The following is a 14,635-nucleotide window of genomic DNA, read 5'->3' on the forward strand; positions in this document are numbered from 1 at the left end:
CAAACTCTCCATCGAAAACAAACACCCCAAAGGGCGTCCATATCAAACAAAAGAGCAGACCATGACACCCCGCACCCCCAGAAGGAAAACCAGAGACACGGAGCCTTACACAATCACTCAAAGAAACCACCAACCCCACCCACCCACAAAAGGCAGACAAGGCCGACGGAAACCAAAAAAAACTGGCAATGACCTTAAAGCACACTGTTGAGTTCTCAAGAATCACCCACACACCTCGAACCAGCTCACCGCCAGCCCTCGGGGCAACTCGCCTAACGTTACCTGCCGTTCTCCTGCGAGTCAAACCCGCGTCATCCGGCCGGTCACCGCCCACACCCCAGTGGTGCATCCTCGTGCCCGGAGGCACCAAGATCCACTGCTGATCGGAGAGAGGTGGCCGCCTGTCCGTGGTCCGGGCTCCTGGCCCGTGCCCCCCGTCCTGGCGACTCGGAGAACATTACGCACGAGCCGGCGAGGGCGCAAATCGCAGCAGTGTGATCCGCGCCGCACTCCCGGCGGTGGTCGGCGCCGGGAGGCGGGAGGCCGTTGCGACACAATGGCCGGCATGTCTCTGGACAGCAGCGGGGAGACCAACGGGCCCTACGTGGAGCGCAGCCGCCGGGACTGGGCGCAGCTGGCGTCCACCACCCCGATGACCCTCGACGAGGAGGCCCTCTCCCGGCTACGCGGCATGAACGACCCCACCAGCCTGCAGGAGGTGGTCGAGGTCTACCTCCCCCTGACACGGCTGCTCAGCCAGTACTTCGAGCACACCGGCGACCTCTACCGCGCCACCCACGACTTCCTGCGGCTCTCCGTCGAGCGCACCCCCTTCGTCATCGGGGTGGCGGGCTCGGTGGCCGTCGGGAAGTCGACCACCGCGCGGCTGCTCAAGGAGCTGCTCTCGCGCTGGCCCCAGCACCCCCACGTCGAGCTCGTCACCACCGACGGCTTCCTCTTCCCCAACGCCGAGCTGGAGCGCCGCGGACTGCTCCAGCGCAAGGGCTTCCCCGAGTCCTACGACCGGCGCAGCCTGCTGCGCTTCGTGATGGACGTGAAGTCGGGCAAGCCGCACGTCACCGCGCCGGTCTACAGCCACCTGTACTACGACATCCTCCCCGACCAGCAGATCGTGGTGAACCAGCCCGACATCCTCATCATCGAGGGGCTCAACGTGCTGCAGCCAGCGCGCCAGCGCGCGGATGGCACCAGTGGCCTTGCGGTCAGCGACTTCTTCGACTTCTCCGTCTACGTCGACGCCCTCGAGGCCGACATCAAGACCTGGTTCCTCGAGCGGTTCGCCACGCTGCGCCAGACCGCCTTCCGCAAGCCCGAGTCCTTCTTCCACCGCTTCACCGAGCTCAGCGACGAGGACGCGATGGCCTACGCCGACCGGGTCTGGGACACCATCAACGGCCCGAACCTGGTGCAGAACGTCCGCCCCACCCGTGGCCGGGCCACCGCGATCCTGCGCAAGGGCGCCCACCACGACGTGAGCTGGGTCCGCATCCGCAAGGTCTGACCGGCCGGGCTCAGAGGTCGCGCCACTGCGGCAGCAGCGCGGCCACCTCCTCCAGGGTGTCCCGGGTGCCGGCGTAGGGCGGCTCCGGACGCGGCCAGTGGGTGACGACGTCGGTGAAGCCGAGCGCCGCGGCACGCTCCACGCACTCGGCGAAGGCCGAGGCGCTCTGCAGCGCGTAGCGGTGACCGGAGTCGACCGACAGGTAGCGGCGCAGGGTCGTCCCGGTGCGAGCGCACTGCTCGTCGAGCCGGGCCGACAGCTCGGCCAGCGAGCGCCACCACCCCTCCTGGTCGTCGGCCCGACGGCCGGTGGTCACCCACCCGCCGTCGGGGCTGGTCGAGCCGTGCTGGACGGCCAGCCGCAGCGAGCGCGGCCCGTTGCCGGCCACCACCAGCGGGACGTCGGCCGCCTCACCGGCGTTGGACCGGGCGTCGACCGCGGTGAACCACTCCCCCCGGTGGTCGACGTGGTCCTGGCCGAGCAGCCGGTGCAGCAGGGCGGTGAACTCGGCCAGCCGGTCGACCTTCTGCCGCGGGGACAGCGGGGGCGTGCCGAGGACGCGGTCGTCAGGCGTCCCGCCGGCACCGAGCCCGAGCAGCAACCGGCCCTCGGAGACGTCGTGCAGGGAGAGCACCTCGCGGACGAAGGAGGCCGGGTGGCGGTAGTTGGGCGAGACGACGAAGGTGCCGAGCCGGATCCGGCGGGTCACCATCGCCGCCGCGGTCAGCGTCGGCACCGTCCCGTACCAGGGGGCGTCGGGCAGCCCGCCCCAGCTCAGGTGGTCGTAGGTCCAGGCCGAGTCGAAGCCCAGCTCCTCCGCCGCGCGCCACCGCGGACCGGCATCGCGCCAGGGCAGCTCGGGCAGGATGACGATGCCGAAGCGCACGACGGGTCCTCGTCTCAGTCGGTCCCGCGCGGCCGCGGGAGGCCCAGGGTCAGCGGCCGAGCCGGACCCGCACCACCTGGGAGAGCTCGCGCGCCACCCGGTCGGCGCGGTCGTGGGTCTCGGCCTCCACCATCACCCGCACCAGCGGCTCGGTACCGGACGGGCGCAGCAGCACCCGTCCGCTGCCGTTCAGCTCCGCCGTCGCGCGCTCGACCGCGGCGGTGAGCTCGGGGTCGGTGGTGGCGCGGCTCTTGTCCACGTCGTCGACGTTCACGAGCACCTGCGGGAGCCGCGTCATCACGGCGGCCAGCTCGGCCAGCGAGCGCCCGGTGCGGGCCATCGTCGCCATCAGGTGCAGCGCGGTGAGCGTGCCGTCACCGGTGGTGGCGAACTGGGAGAGCACGACGTGGCCGGACTGCTCCCCGCCGAGGGCGAACCCACCGGCCTTCATCGCCTCCAGCACGTAGCGGTCGCCGACCTTGGTCTGCTCGACGGCGATGCCGTGGTCGCGCATCGCGTGCACGAAGCCGAGGTTGCTCATCACCGTCGCCACCACGGTGTCGGCGGGCAGGGTGCCCGCCTCCTTCATGGCGCGGGCGAGGACCGCCAGGATCTGGTCGCCGTCGACCAGTGCGCCGGAGGCGTCCACGGCCAGGCAGCGGTCGGCGTCACCGTCCAGGGCGATGCCCAGGTCGGCGCCGTGCTCGACCACCGCGGCCTGCAGGTCGCCCATGTGGGTGGACCCGCAGTTGTCGTTGATGTTGATGCCGTCGGGCTCGGCGTGGATGGCGATGACGTGCGCACCCTGGGACTCGAAGGCCGCCACCGCGGTCTGCGAGGCGGCCCCGTTCGCGCAGTCGACCACGACGGTCAGACCGTGCAGGCTGGCCGGCGCCTGCTCCCCGTCGGGGCCCTGCAGGCTGGCCACCAGATGGGCGACGTAGCCCTCGATCAGGGCGTCATCGGTGCTCGTGCGGCCCACCCCGGCCCCGGTCGGACGCTGCCACGGCTCACGCAGCCGGGCCTCGATCGCGTCCTCGATCGCGTCGTCGAGCTTGACCCCGCCACGGGCGAAGAACTTGATGCCGTTGTCCGGCATCGGGTTGTGGCTGGCCGAGATCATCACGCCGAGGTCGGCACCGGAGGCCTTGACGCACCAGGCCACCCCGGGGGTGGGGACCACGCCCAACCGGACGACGTCCACGCCGGCGCTGGCCAGCCCGGCCACCACCGCGGCCTCGAGGAACTCCCCCGAGGCACGCGGGTCGCGCCCGACCAGGGCGCGCGGACGGGGGCCACCGAAGGCACCGACCTCTCCCAGCACGTGCGCCGCCGCGACCGACAGGTCGAGCGCCAGCTCGGCCGTCAGGTCGGCGTTGGCACGGCCGCGGACTCCGTCGGTGCCGAACAGACGACGCCCCACCGGATCAGCGCTTGCTGTACTGGGGAGCCTTACGGGCCTTCTTCAGACCGGCCTTCTTGCGCTCCTTGGCGCGCGCGTCGCGGGTCAGCATGCCGGCCTTCTTCAGGGCGGGACGGCTGGCCTCGGCGTCCACTGCGTTCAGCGCCCGGGCGACCCCGAGACGCAGGGCGCCGGCCTGACCGGTGACGCCGCCGCCGTGGATGCGGGCGATGACGTCGTAGGAGCCCTCGACACCGGCGGTGCCGAACGGCTCGGAGACGATCTGCTGGTGCACCTTGTTGGGGAAGTAGCCCTCCAGCGGACGGCCGTTGATGGTCCACTGCCCCGACCCGGGGACGATCCGGACGCGGGCGACGGCCTCCTTGCGGCGGCCGGTGGCCTGGCCGGGGGCGACCACGGCGGCGCGGCCGGTGGAGGCGGCCTGCGATCCGGTGGCCCCGCTCTCGGAGCGGTAGGCGATCTCGCGCTCGCCCTCGGTGAACGGAGTGGTCTCGACGTTCTCTTCTACGGTCTCGGTCACTTCTGGTCCTCGGGTGCTCACTGGGCGATCTGGGTGATCTGGAAGTCCGACGGCTGCTGCGCCGTGTGCGGGTGCTCGGGGCCGGCGTAGACCTTCAGCTTCTTCAGCTGCTGGCGGCTCAGCTTGTTCTTCGGCAGCATCCCCCACACGGCCAGCTCGACGGCCTTGCGCGGGTCGGTGCGCAGCAGGTCACCCTGCGCGATGCTCTTCAGCCCGCCCGGACGGCCGGAGTGGCGGTACTGCACCTTGTCGGTGGCCTTGTTGCCGGTCAGGGCGATCTTGGCGGCGTTGACCACCACCACGAAGTCGCCGGTGTCGACGTGCGGGGCGTACTGCGGCTTGTGCTTGCCGCGCAGCAGCGTCGCCGCCTGGACGGCCAGGCGACCCAGCACGACGTCCTCGGCATCGATGACATGCCAGTTCCTGGTGACCTCGCCAGGCTTCGGAGTGTACGTAGACACGCTGGGACCATCTTCCGTGAGTGTGCTGCCGACCGCGGCCGGCAGGGTGGAGCTGACATCTGTGGACGCACCGAGGGCCACCACGGGCGGCTGCAGCTCACCACCAGGGTGGGCACGCCTCAGCGCAACAGCGCCTCAGACTACTCGGCGGCACCGGTCGGGTCAAAACGACCGGACCGCCCGGGGGCGATTCGCCCGCCCTCCCCGACAGCCCTAGATTGAGCGCATGACCGACTCCCTCACGATTCGCGACAACCGGACGGGTGAAGAGCACGAGATCGAGATCGTCGACGGCACCATCCGGGCCGCGGACCTGAAGAAGGTGGGCGGTCTCGCCACCTACGACCCCGGGTTCGTCAACACCGCCTCCTGCCGTAGCGCGATCACCTACATCGACGGCGAGCAGGGGATCCTGGAGTACCGCGGGTACCCGATCGAGCAGCTGGCCGAGCAGTCGAGCTTCCTCGAGGTCTGCTACCTGCTGCTGAACGGCGAGCTGCCCACGTCGGACCAGCTCGCGCAGTGGACCCACGACGTCACCCACCACACGTTCCTGCACGAGAACATCAAGAGCCTGATGACCGGGTTCCGCTACGACGCGCACCCGATGGGCATGACGATGTCCTCGATCAGCGCGCTGAGCACCTTCTACCCCCACGCGAGCAACATCTCCGACCCGGAGAACCGGTACCTGCAGATCACCCGGATGATCGCCAAGATGCCGACGATCGGGGCCTTCGCCTACCGGCACAGCCAGGGCAAGCCGTACATCTACCCCGACAACGGCCTCTCCTACTGCGCCAACTTCCTGTCGATGCTGTTCAAGATGAGCGAGCGCGACTACGTGGCCGACGAGCGGCTGGTCAAGGCGCTGGAGGTGCTGTTCATCCTGCACGCCGACCACGAGCAGAACTGCTCGGCCAACGCGGTGCGCTCGGTGGGTTCGTCCCAGGTGGACCCCTACTCCGCGGTGGCGGCCGGCGTCGGTGCCCTCTACGGGCCGCTGCACGGCGGCGCCAACGAGGCGGTGCTGAAGATGCTGCGGCGGATCGGCACCACCGACAACATCCCCGGCTTCATCGAGGGGGTGAAGGAGGGCAAGGAGAAGCTGATGGGCTTCGGGCACCGCGTCTACAAGAACTACGACCCGCGCGCGAAGATCATCAAGAAGGCCACCGAGGACGTCTTCGAGGTGACCGGGGTCAACCCGCTGCTCAAGATCGCCCAGGAGCTGGAGAAGATCGCGCTGGAGGACGAGTACTTCGTCTCCCGCAAGCTCTACCCGAACGTGGACTTCTACTCGGGGCTGATCTACGAGGCGCTGCAGTTCCCGCCGGAGATGTTCACCGTGCTCTTCGCCATCGGCCGCACGCCGGGCTGGCTGGCCCAGTGGCAGGAGCTGGTGACCGACAAGGAGCAGAAGATCGCCCGGCCCAAGCAGATCTACACCGGGGAGCGGCAGCGCGAGTTCGTGCCCATCGACCAGCGCTGAGCACCCGGCACCACGGGGGAGGACGTCACCGACGTCCTCCCCCGTCGTCGTCCCCGGGCCACCTCGTCGTCGCCTCGCGGCCATCTTGGTCCTGAGGTCACAGTTTGATAACGTCGCCGCAGCAGGTCTGCCCCGGACGCCGCCACGGAGGCGAGGATCGAGGGCACCAGACGCGCGATCCGCGCCCGGTCAGCCCTGCACCCCAGGGTCACCCTGCACCACCGGAGGAAGGCAGCACCGTGCCGAACCAGCCACCGTCGAGCGTCCGCAGGCGCAACCCCCGGGCCCTCGCCCCCCTCGTGCTGGGGGCGTCGTTCGCCCTGGTGCTGGGCGGCGTGGTGGCCACGGGCACCCCGCAGGCGAGCGCGGAGCCCGCGCCGGTCGCGGAGTCCACCGGGCCCAACCCCTACGGCGCCGACGACGCCTACATCAACTACGTCGCGCCCACGGTCGACCTCGAGGAGGACGACGCCGAGGTCGGCGAGGAGGAGGGCGGCCAGACCGAGGAGCAGTCGGCGCGCGAGCAGGCCGAGGCCTTCAACCGCAAGCACGCCGAGGGCAACCCCCGGGCCGCCGAGCAGCTGGCGCGCGCGGAGCAGAAGGCGGTGAAGACCGGCCAGAACCCGCGCCAGTTCAAGCAGGCCCCCAGCACCCAGGAGGCCCGGCTGCTGACCGTCCTGGTGGAGTACGACGAGGACGCCACCTACGACTGGTCCGACGTGATGGTGCCGCGGACGGTCACCGGCGACCGCACCTGCGTGCCGGCCACCGACGTCCCGTCCGGCCCGCTGCACAACAACATCCCCGACCCGGCCAGCTGGCCCGAGGAGGACAACAACTCCTTCTGGGTCGAGGACTTCTCCTCCGAGCACTACAACAAGATGCTCTACACCGACGAGGGCATCACCGAGCGCGTCCGCACCGACCTCACCGGTCCCGACGGCCAGCCCGGCTTCGACATCTCCGGCTACACGATGAAGGCGATGTACGAGGAGATGTCCAAGGGCGCCTACACCGTCACCGGTGAGGCGACGCCGTGGATCAAGCTCGACCACTCCGAGGCCTACTACGCCGCCGACCGCTGCTTCCAGAACGAGGAGGGCGAGTGGGAGGCCGGCCGGATCCAGGACATGGACGGCTACCCCGGCTCCGGCGGCCCGCAGCAGATGGCGCTGGACGCGGTCAACAAGCTCTACGAGACCGACCCCGACTTCCCCTTCGCCGACTACGACATCGAGGACCAGGGTGACGTCGACGGCGACGGCGACTTCCACGAGCCGGACGGCGTGATCGACCACCTGGTGCTGGTGCACGCCGGTGAGGACAAGTCCGGTGGCGGCGGCGCCGAGGGCACCTACGCCATCTGGGCGCACAGCTCCGCGCTGCCGAACGCCCCGGAGATCGGCGACACCGGGATCCGGATGAGCAACTACATCGTCCAGCCCGAGGACTCCGGCGTCGGCGTGTTCGCCCACGAGTACGGCCACGACCTCGGCCTGCCCGACCTCTACGACGTCACCAGCGGCGGCGACTCCGACGTCGACTTCTGGGACCTGATGTCGTCGGGCAGCCACGCCGGCCCGATCTTCCAGACCATGCCCACCCACATGGGCCTGTGGGACAAGTGGGTGCTGGGCTGGGTCGACCCGCTCGAGTTCAACCCCGGCGACCGGCGTCGCACGGTGCAGGTCGGGCAGACGTCGCGGACGCCGCAGGGCACCGAGGACGGCCTCATCATCAACCTGCCCAACAAGCGCCAGGTGCTGGGCGAGCCGCACAGCGGCGACTCCATGTGGTGGAACGGCTCGACCGGTGACTGGGCGGACCACACCCTGACCCGCACCATCGACGTCCCCGACGCCGACCCGCGGTTCTGGATGTGGAACAACTACGTCATCGAGGAGGACTGGGACTTCGGCTTCGTCGAGGTCTCCACCGACGGCGGCACCACCTGGACCGAGCAGAAGGTCTTCGACACCAACGGCGTCGAGGTCAGCACCCCCGACGGCTACCCCGACCCCAACGGCAACCTCGCCACCTTCGGCGACAAGCGCTACGGGCTGACCGGCAGCAGCGGCGGGTGGCGCCACGACTACGTCGACCTCTCCCCGTACGCCGGGCAGCAGGTGCAGATCCGGCTCCGGGTGGCCACCGATGCCGCGTTCCTGGAGCGCGGCTGGTTCGCCGACGACTTCTCCCTCACCTCCGGCACCGACATCGTCTGGAGCGACGACACCGAGAGCGGCGAGAACGGCTGGACGCCCCGGGTCGGCACCTTCCAGCCGGGCAGCGCCTCCGGGCAGGGCTGGCACCTGTTCAGCGGTGAGCTCGACCAGGCCCAGTACTACCTGGCGGAGTGGCGCAACTACGACGGCTTCGACGAGGGGCTGAAGTACGGCTACGACACCACCTACTCCAGCCACGGGCCGTGGAAGGTGGAGCACATCGCCTACAACGCCGGGCTGCTGGTCTGGTACCGCGACACTCTGTACGGGGAGAACAACCCGGTGCTGGCCACCACGCTCGACCTGCCCTCGGTGGGCACCAAGGGCGGTCTGCTGGTGGTCGACAGCCACTTCGACCCGCTGCGCCGCAGCGGCGAGGCGGCCACCAAGGACCCGAGCACGCTGAAGAACCTGCCCTCGCGGGCCCAGTCCTCCAACGCGGCGTTCGGCTCGCCCACCGTGCCGTTCACCGAGTGCCTGGCCGAGGTGCCCGGCGAGGAGTGGTCGACCGAGTACTGCACCGAATTCGGCTCGCTGCCGGCGGTCAACACCTTCGACGACTCCCAGGGCTACTACCCCGGCATCGAGGTCCGCGGCAACCAGCTGTTCTACCGCGACCAGGACGCCTCGGTGGTCATCCCGAACGAGGACAACGCGCCCTACCCGGTGCGGGTGGTCGACGCCGAGGGCAACCCGGTGCCCGAGCTCTACGGCGAGGACGTCGGTCTGCCGGTGCCGCTCGGCGACGGCAACCCGACCCAGCCCTACGGCGTCCGGCTGGACGTCGGCAAGACCCGGGCCGGGAACCAGATCGCCCAGATCCGGGTGACCCCGCCCGACGCCGACCGGTGAGCCGGTAGGTCCTGATCCGTCCGTCCGGGGCGGTCGTCGCAGCCGCGGCGGCCGCCCCGTCGGCGTCTCCGGCGCACCCGGGTGTCGACCCCGGGTCGAGGTGCAGGTTGACCACCGCCCGGCCGTCTAGTAGACCAGTCCGGCTGGCATCCCAGCACCTCGTCGTGCAGACAGGAGCACCCCGTGACCGAGATCCGGCTCGACGCCGCCTGGATCGACTACCTGTTGATCGCGCTCTACTTCCTCTTCGTGCTCGGCGTGGGCTGGTTCGCCAAGCGGGGGGTGTCGAACTCGATCGAGTTCTTCCTCTCCGGCCGCTCGCTGCCGGCCTGGGTGACCGGGCTCGCCTTCATCTCGGCCAACCTCGGCGCGGTCGAGGTGATGGGGATGTCGGCCAACGGCGCCCAGTACGGCTACCCGACGTTCCACTACTTCTGGGTCGGCGCGGTGCCCGCCATGCTGTTCCTCGGCGTGGTGATGATGCCGTTCTACTACGGCTCCAAGGTGCGCTCGGTGCCCGAGTTCATGCGGATGCGGTTCGGCACCGGGGCGCACCTGGTCAACGCGATCTCCTTCGCCCTGGCCCAGGTCCTCATCGCCGGCGTCAACCTCTACCTGCTCGGCACGATCGTCAACCGCCTGCTGGGCTGGCCGCTGTGGGTCGGGCTGGTGGTGGCCGCGGCGATCGTGCTCGCCTACATCACCCTGGGCGGGCTGACCGCGGCGATCTACAACGAGGTGCTGCAGTTCTTCGTCATCGTCGCCGCGCTGCTGCCGCTCACCCTGATCGGCCTCCACCGCGTCGGCGGCTGGCAGGGCATGGTCGACCGGGTCACCGCCGACAGCGACGCCGGTGGTGCAGGGCAGCTGAACGCCTGGCCGGGCGAGGCGCTGTCGGGCTTCGACAACCCGCTGCTGAGCACCATCGGCATCGTCTTCGGCCTGGGCTTCGTGCTCTCCTTCGGCTACTGGACGACGAACTTCGTCGAGGTGCAGCGGGCGATGGCCTCCAAGGACATCACCTCGGCCCGGATGACCCCGATCATCGGCGCGTTCCCGAAGATGTTCGTGCCCTTCATCGTCATCATCCCCGGCATGGTCGCCGCGGTCCTGGTCGGTGAGCTGACCCAGTACAAGGACATCTACGCCACCCAGGGCGAGGAGGCGGCGGCGGCCACCGGTATCACCTACAACGACTCCCTGCTGCTGCTGATGCGCGACGTGCTGCCCAACGGCCTGCTCGGCCTGGCCATCGCCGGTCTGCTGGCGGCGTTCATGGCCGGCATGGCCGCCAACGTCTCGGCCTTCAACACCGTCTTCAGCTACGACCTGTGGCAGCAGTACGTGAAGAAGGACCGCCCCGACGACTACTACCTCAAGGTGGGGCGCATCGCCACCGTGGCGGCCTGCATCATCGCCATCTTCACCGCCCTCATCGCGGCGAACTTCTCCAACCTGATGGACTACCTGCAGACGCTGTTCGGGTTCTTCAACGCACCGCTGTTCGCGACCTTCCTGCTCGGCATGTTCTGGAAGCGGGCCACCCCCACCGCCGGCTGGGTCGGTCTGGTGGCCGGCACCCTCTCGGCGGTCTTCGTCTTCGTGCTGTCGGAGACCGGGGTCATCAACCTGCCGGGCCAGGGCGCGGCGTTCCTCGCAGCGGGTGCGGCCTTCGTGGTCGACATCGTCCTCATGGTGGTGGTCTCGCTGGCCACGAAGCCCAAGCCGGTCACGGAGCTGCGCGGGCTGGTGTACTCCGAGACACCGCGGGCCGACCTGGTCGACCCCGACGAGAAGTCGCTGCCGGTCTGGCGCCGGCCCGTCCCGATGGCGATCCTGGCGCTGGTGCTCGTGATCGCCCTCAACGTCGTCTTCGCCTGACGGCCCGACCACCACAGAGAAGGAGCCGAGCATGAGCGAGGCAGGAACCACCAGCCAGGGCCAGGTCGAGCGCGTCGGCGGGTTCGACATCCGCAACTTCATCGGTCTGCTGATCGGGATCTACGGCCTGGTGCTGCTGGTCATGGGGCTGTTCTTCTACGGCGAGGAGGCGGCGGCCAAGACCGGCGGGGTCAACGCCAACCTGTGGACGGGTCTGGCGATGCTCGCCTTCGGGCTGCTGTTCGTGCTGTGGGCCCGCCTGAAGCCGATCCGCATCGTGGTGCAGCCGAACGAGCCGGGCGCGGAGCAGGACCGCGACATCGCCCCCGCCGACTGAGACCCGGCGGCACCGGGTAGCGTCCGGCTGACCCGACGAGAGGACTCCTGCGATGTGGGCCTTCATCAGCGCCCGGCTGCGGATGTGGATCATCTTCGCCGTGGTCGTGCCGCTCGCCACCGGTCTGCTGGCCCTGCTCCGGCGCCGGCTGGAGAAGAGGTACGGGCCCGAGCACCGCGTCGTCCGGGTGCTCGACCGCGTCGAGCGGTTCGGCCGGCGGCAGCGCCGCCGGCGCTGAGCACCGGATGAGGCGCCTCTCACCCGCGCCTCATCACCGCATCACCCCTGCTCGGGACGCTGCTGCCATCGGGTCCACCGAGGACCCGCCCAGCAGAAGGAACCGATCATGAAGCGTCTCCCAGCCCTCGTCGTCGCAGCCGCGGTCGCCGCGCTGCCGCTCACCCTGTCCGTGGGTGCCGCTCCGGCCTCGGCCGGGGAGCGCACCTGCCGCGGCACCCTCGGCGCGGTCACCGTCGACGACATCCGCGTGCCGTCCGGCGCCACCTGCAAGCTCAACAAGACCAAGGTCAAGGGCAACATCAAGGTGGACAAGGGCGCCCGGCTGGAGGCCCGTTCGGTGCGGGTCGACGGCAACATCCAGGCCGAGCGGCACCACAGCGCGCTGGTGCTGAGCAGCGTCGTCAAGGGCAACATCCAGCTCAAGCAGGGCGGCATCGCCAGCGTCCACTCCAACACCGTGGACGGCGACATCCAGCTGTTCTCCAACCGCGGCCGCCAGCACCTCAACAGCAACCGGGTCGACGGGAACCTGCAGTGCAAGTCCAACTCCCCCGCCCCCACCGGCAAGGGCAACCGGGTGGAGGGCAACAAGGAGGACCAGTGCCGTCGCCTCTGAGCTGACGCGCACGCCTTCCCCCGCGCGGCGCGTGACCGGTCCCCCTGGTCACGCGCCGCTGGCGTCCCCGGGTCGTCCTCAGCGGGCCCGTGCCACCCGGCCCTCGTCCCAGACCGGTTCCTCGGAGGGGTAGACCGTGCCGTCGGCGCCGAAGACCAGGAACCGGTCGAACCCGCGGGCGAACCAGCGGTCGTGGGTGACCGCCAGCACCGTGCCCTCGAAGGTGGCGAGCCCCTGCTCCAGGGCCTCGGCCGACTCGATGTCGAGGTTGTCGGTGGGTTCGTCGAGCAGCAGCAGGGTGGCGCCGGAGAGCTCGAGCAGCAGGATCTGCAGCCGCGCCTGCTGGCCGCCCGACAGCGTCTCGAAGCGCTGCTCGGCCTGCCGGGCCAACCCGTAGCGGTCCAGGGCCCGGGCCGCCGGCTCCTGCGGCATCCCCTCGCGGTGCTCGTCGCCGCGGTGCAGCACGTCGAGCAGGGTCCGCCCGACCAGCTCGGGGTGGTGGTGGGTCTGGGCGAACCAGCCGGGCCGCACCCGCGCCCCCAGCCGGGCCGAGCCGGTGTGGGCGACCGGGGCGATGTCGAGCCCGCCGACCGGGCGGTGCTCGGCGTCCGGCAGCGAGCCACCGCGGGCCAGCAGCCGCAGGAAGTGCGACTTGCCCGAACCGTTGGAGCCCAGCACCCCGACCCGGTCGCCGAACCAGATCTCGGCGTCGAAGGGCCGCATCAGCCCGGTCAGCCCCAGGTTCTCCACCACCACCGCGCGCTTGCCGGTGCGCCCGCCGGAGAGCCGCATCGTCACCTGCTGCTCCAGCGGGACGGCCTGCGGCGGGCCGGCCTCCTCGAACTTCGCCAGCCGGGTCCGGGCGGCCTGCAACCGGCTGGCCATGTCGGAGTTGCTGGCCGCCTTGATCTTGTACATCAGCACCAGGTCCTTGAGCTTCTGGTGCTCCTCGTCCCAGCGCCGGCGCAGCTCCTCGAACCGGGCGAACCGCTCGCGGCGGGCGGCGGCGAAGGTGGCGAACCCGCCGCCGTGCACCCACAGCGTGTTCCCCGCCGCCCCCAGCTCCAGCGCCGCGACCGCGGTGGCCGCCTCGGCCAGCAGCTCACGGTCGTGGCTGACCAGCAGCACGGTCTTGCGGGTGGCCTGCAGCTGACCCTCCAGCCAGCGCTTGCCCGGGACGTCGAGGTAGTTGTCCGGCTCGTCCAGCAGCAGCACCTCCTCCGGACCCCGTAGCAGGTACTCCAGCGCCAGCCGCTTCTGCTCACCGCCGGACAGCGTGTCGACCGCACGCCAGCGGGCCCGGTCGTAGCCCACCCCGACCGCGGCCGTGCAGCAGGCGTCGAAGGTGACCTCGGTCTCGTAGCCGCCGGCGTCGGCGTACTCGGCCAGCGCCTCGGCGTAGCGCAGCTGCAGCGCGTCGGACTCGTCCTCCATCAGGGCCAGCTCCACGGCGTCCAGCTGCTCGGCCGCCGCCCGCACCCGGGCCGGGGCCAGCGAGAGCAGCAGGTCGCGGACGGTCGAGCCGTCGCGGATCGAGCCGATGAACTGGCGCATCACTCCCAGGCCGCCGCTGCGGCTGACCGTCCCGGAGTCCGGCGCGAGGTCGCCGGCGACGATGCGCATCAGCGTGGTCTTGCCCGCGCCGTTGGGACCGACCAGGGCCACCACCGCACCGTCGCCCACCCGGAACGAGACGTCGTCCAGCAGCACCCGCCCGTCGGGCAGGGAGTAGCTGACGTGGGAGAGGTCGACGTGGCCCATGGCGCGGATGGTAGGCCCCGCCACCTCGTCCGGCGAGGGGTTTCCCGACCGCGGGGTACAGTGCTGTGTCGGCCTCCCCGCTCGTCGGCGGAGGCGGCATCTGGCGTCGGGACGAGGATGGGCAGCTCTGTGGCGGCACGTTCGGTGATGCCATGGCTGGTCGGGCTCCTCGCCACCGCCGTGGCGCTGTGGGGGGCGATCTCCTGGCAGGCGGGTCAGCCGCCGCTGCTCGGGCACGAGGACGCCGACCCGCTGACCACCGAGGTCACCGGGGCGCTGCGGCTGCTGGTCACCTTCGCCGCGGTCGGCACCGTCGCCGCGTTCGCCCGGGTCGCGCTGACCCGGCGCCGCCGCGGCCGCGGCCCGCAGCGGCTGGACGAGACCGCGCTCGACCAGCTCGCGGTGGCCCGGCACTGGGC

Annotated in this window: 13 protein-coding genes; 8 read left to right on the top strand and 5 right to left on the bottom strand. The window is 70.5% G+C overall.

Annotated features, from left to right (window positions below; all coding sequences use genetic code 11):
* The first annotated feature begins 565 nt into the window (after window positions 1–565).
* Window positions 566–1,522 carry a type I pantothenate kinase gene (coaA, locus tag DVA66_RS08220; RefSeq protein ID WP_232821845.1) on the top strand — a complete coding sequence of 319 codons (957 nt, stop codon included), beginning with the start codon at window positions 566–568 and terminating at the stop codon, window positions 1,520–1,522.
* 10 nt (window positions 1,523–1,532) lie between these two features.
* Here coaA and DVA66_RS08225 read toward each other — a convergent pair whose 3' ends face one another.
* Genes DVA66_RS08225 through rplM form a run of 4 tightly spaced genes read right to left on the bottom strand, consistent with a single transcriptional unit; the run spans window position 1,533 to window position 4,812 of the window.
* Window positions 1,533–2,408, bottom strand: a complete 876-nt coding sequence (locus DVA66_RS08225) for an LLM class flavin-dependent oxidoreductase (protein WP_114559643.1) — start codon at window positions 2,406–2,408, stop codon at window positions 1,533–1,535.
* A gap of 49 nt (window positions 2,409–2,457) precedes the next feature.
* The gene (glmM, locus tag DVA66_RS08230; protein WP_114559644.1) at window positions 2,458–3,831 is read right to left on the bottom strand and encodes a phosphoglucosamine mutase; all 1,374 of its coding nucleotides are present in this window, start codon (window positions 3,829–3,831) and stop codon (window positions 2,458–2,460) included.
* Between the two features lie 4 nt (window positions 3,832–3,835).
* Window positions 3,836–4,351, bottom strand: a complete 516-nt coding sequence (rpsI, locus tag DVA66_RS08235; RefSeq protein ID WP_114559645.1) for a 30S ribosomal protein S9 — start codon at window positions 4,349–4,351, stop codon at window positions 3,836–3,838.
* A gap of 17 nt (window positions 4,352–4,368) precedes the next feature.
* On the bottom strand, window positions 4,369–4,812 hold the full coding sequence (gene rplM / locus DVA66_RS08240) for a 50S ribosomal protein L13 (protein ID WP_114559646.1): 444 nt from the start codon (window positions 4,810–4,812) through the stop codon (window positions 4,369–4,371).
* A 226-nt stretch (window positions 4,813–5,038) separates the two neighbouring features.
* Between rplM and DVA66_RS08245 the strand changes: the two genes are divergently transcribed.
* From DVA66_RS08245 to DVA66_RS08270, 6 genes are all read left to right on the top strand, one after another.
* Entirely contained in the window at window positions 5,039–6,304 is a 1,266-nt protein-coding gene (locus DVA66_RS08245) for a citrate synthase (RefSeq protein WP_114559647.1), read from the top strand.
* Window positions 6,305–6,543: 239 nt separating this feature from the next.
* Window positions 6,544–9,381: an immune inhibitor A domain-containing protein gene (locus tag DVA66_RS08250; protein WP_198671592.1), complete on the top strand. Its 2,838-nt coding sequence runs from the start codon at window positions 6,544–6,546 to the stop codon at window positions 9,379–9,381.
* Window positions 9,382–9,564: 183 nt separating this feature from the next.
* Window positions 9,565–11,262, top strand: coding sequence for a sodium:solute symporter family protein (locus tag DVA66_RS08255; RefSeq protein WP_114559648.1), 1,698 nt, complete (start codon window positions 9,565–9,567; stop codon window positions 11,260–11,262).
* Between the two features lie 31 nt (window positions 11,263–11,293).
* Complete coding sequence (locus tag DVA66_RS08260) at window positions 11,294–11,599, top strand: hypothetical protein (RefSeq protein ID WP_114559649.1); 306 nt, start codon at window positions 11,294–11,296, stop codon at window positions 11,597–11,599.
* 52 nt (window positions 11,600–11,651) lie between these two features.
* Window positions 11,652–11,837, top strand: a complete 186-nt coding sequence (locus DVA66_RS08265; protein ID WP_114559650.1) for a hypothetical protein — start codon at window positions 11,652–11,654, stop codon at window positions 11,835–11,837.
* Window positions 11,838–11,945: 108 nt separating this feature from the next.
* On the top strand, window positions 11,946–12,455 hold the full coding sequence (locus tag DVA66_RS08270) for a hypothetical protein (RefSeq protein ID WP_114559651.1): 510 nt from the start codon (window positions 11,946–11,948) through the stop codon (window positions 12,453–12,455).
* A gap of 78 nt (window positions 12,456–12,533) precedes the next feature.
* Here DVA66_RS08270 and DVA66_RS08275 read toward each other — a convergent pair whose 3' ends face one another.
* Window positions 12,534–14,216: an ABC-F family ATP-binding cassette domain-containing protein gene (locus DVA66_RS08275; protein ID WP_114559652.1), complete on the bottom strand. Its 1,683-nt coding sequence runs from the start codon at window positions 14,214–14,216 to the stop codon at window positions 12,534–12,536.
* A 129-nt stretch (window positions 14,217–14,345) separates the two neighbouring features.
* Here DVA66_RS08275 and DVA66_RS08280 point away from each other — a divergent pair.
* On the top strand, window positions 14,346–14,635 hold a 290-nt coding region (locus DVA66_RS08280; protein ID WP_157973908.1), incomplete at its 3' end, for a hypothetical protein.

Source organism: Desertihabitans aurantiacus (assembly GCF_003344635.1).
In the GTDB taxonomy this organism is placed as follows: Bacteria; Actinomycetota; Actinomycetes; order Propionibacteriales; family Propionibacteriaceae; genus Desertihabitans; species Desertihabitans aurantiacus.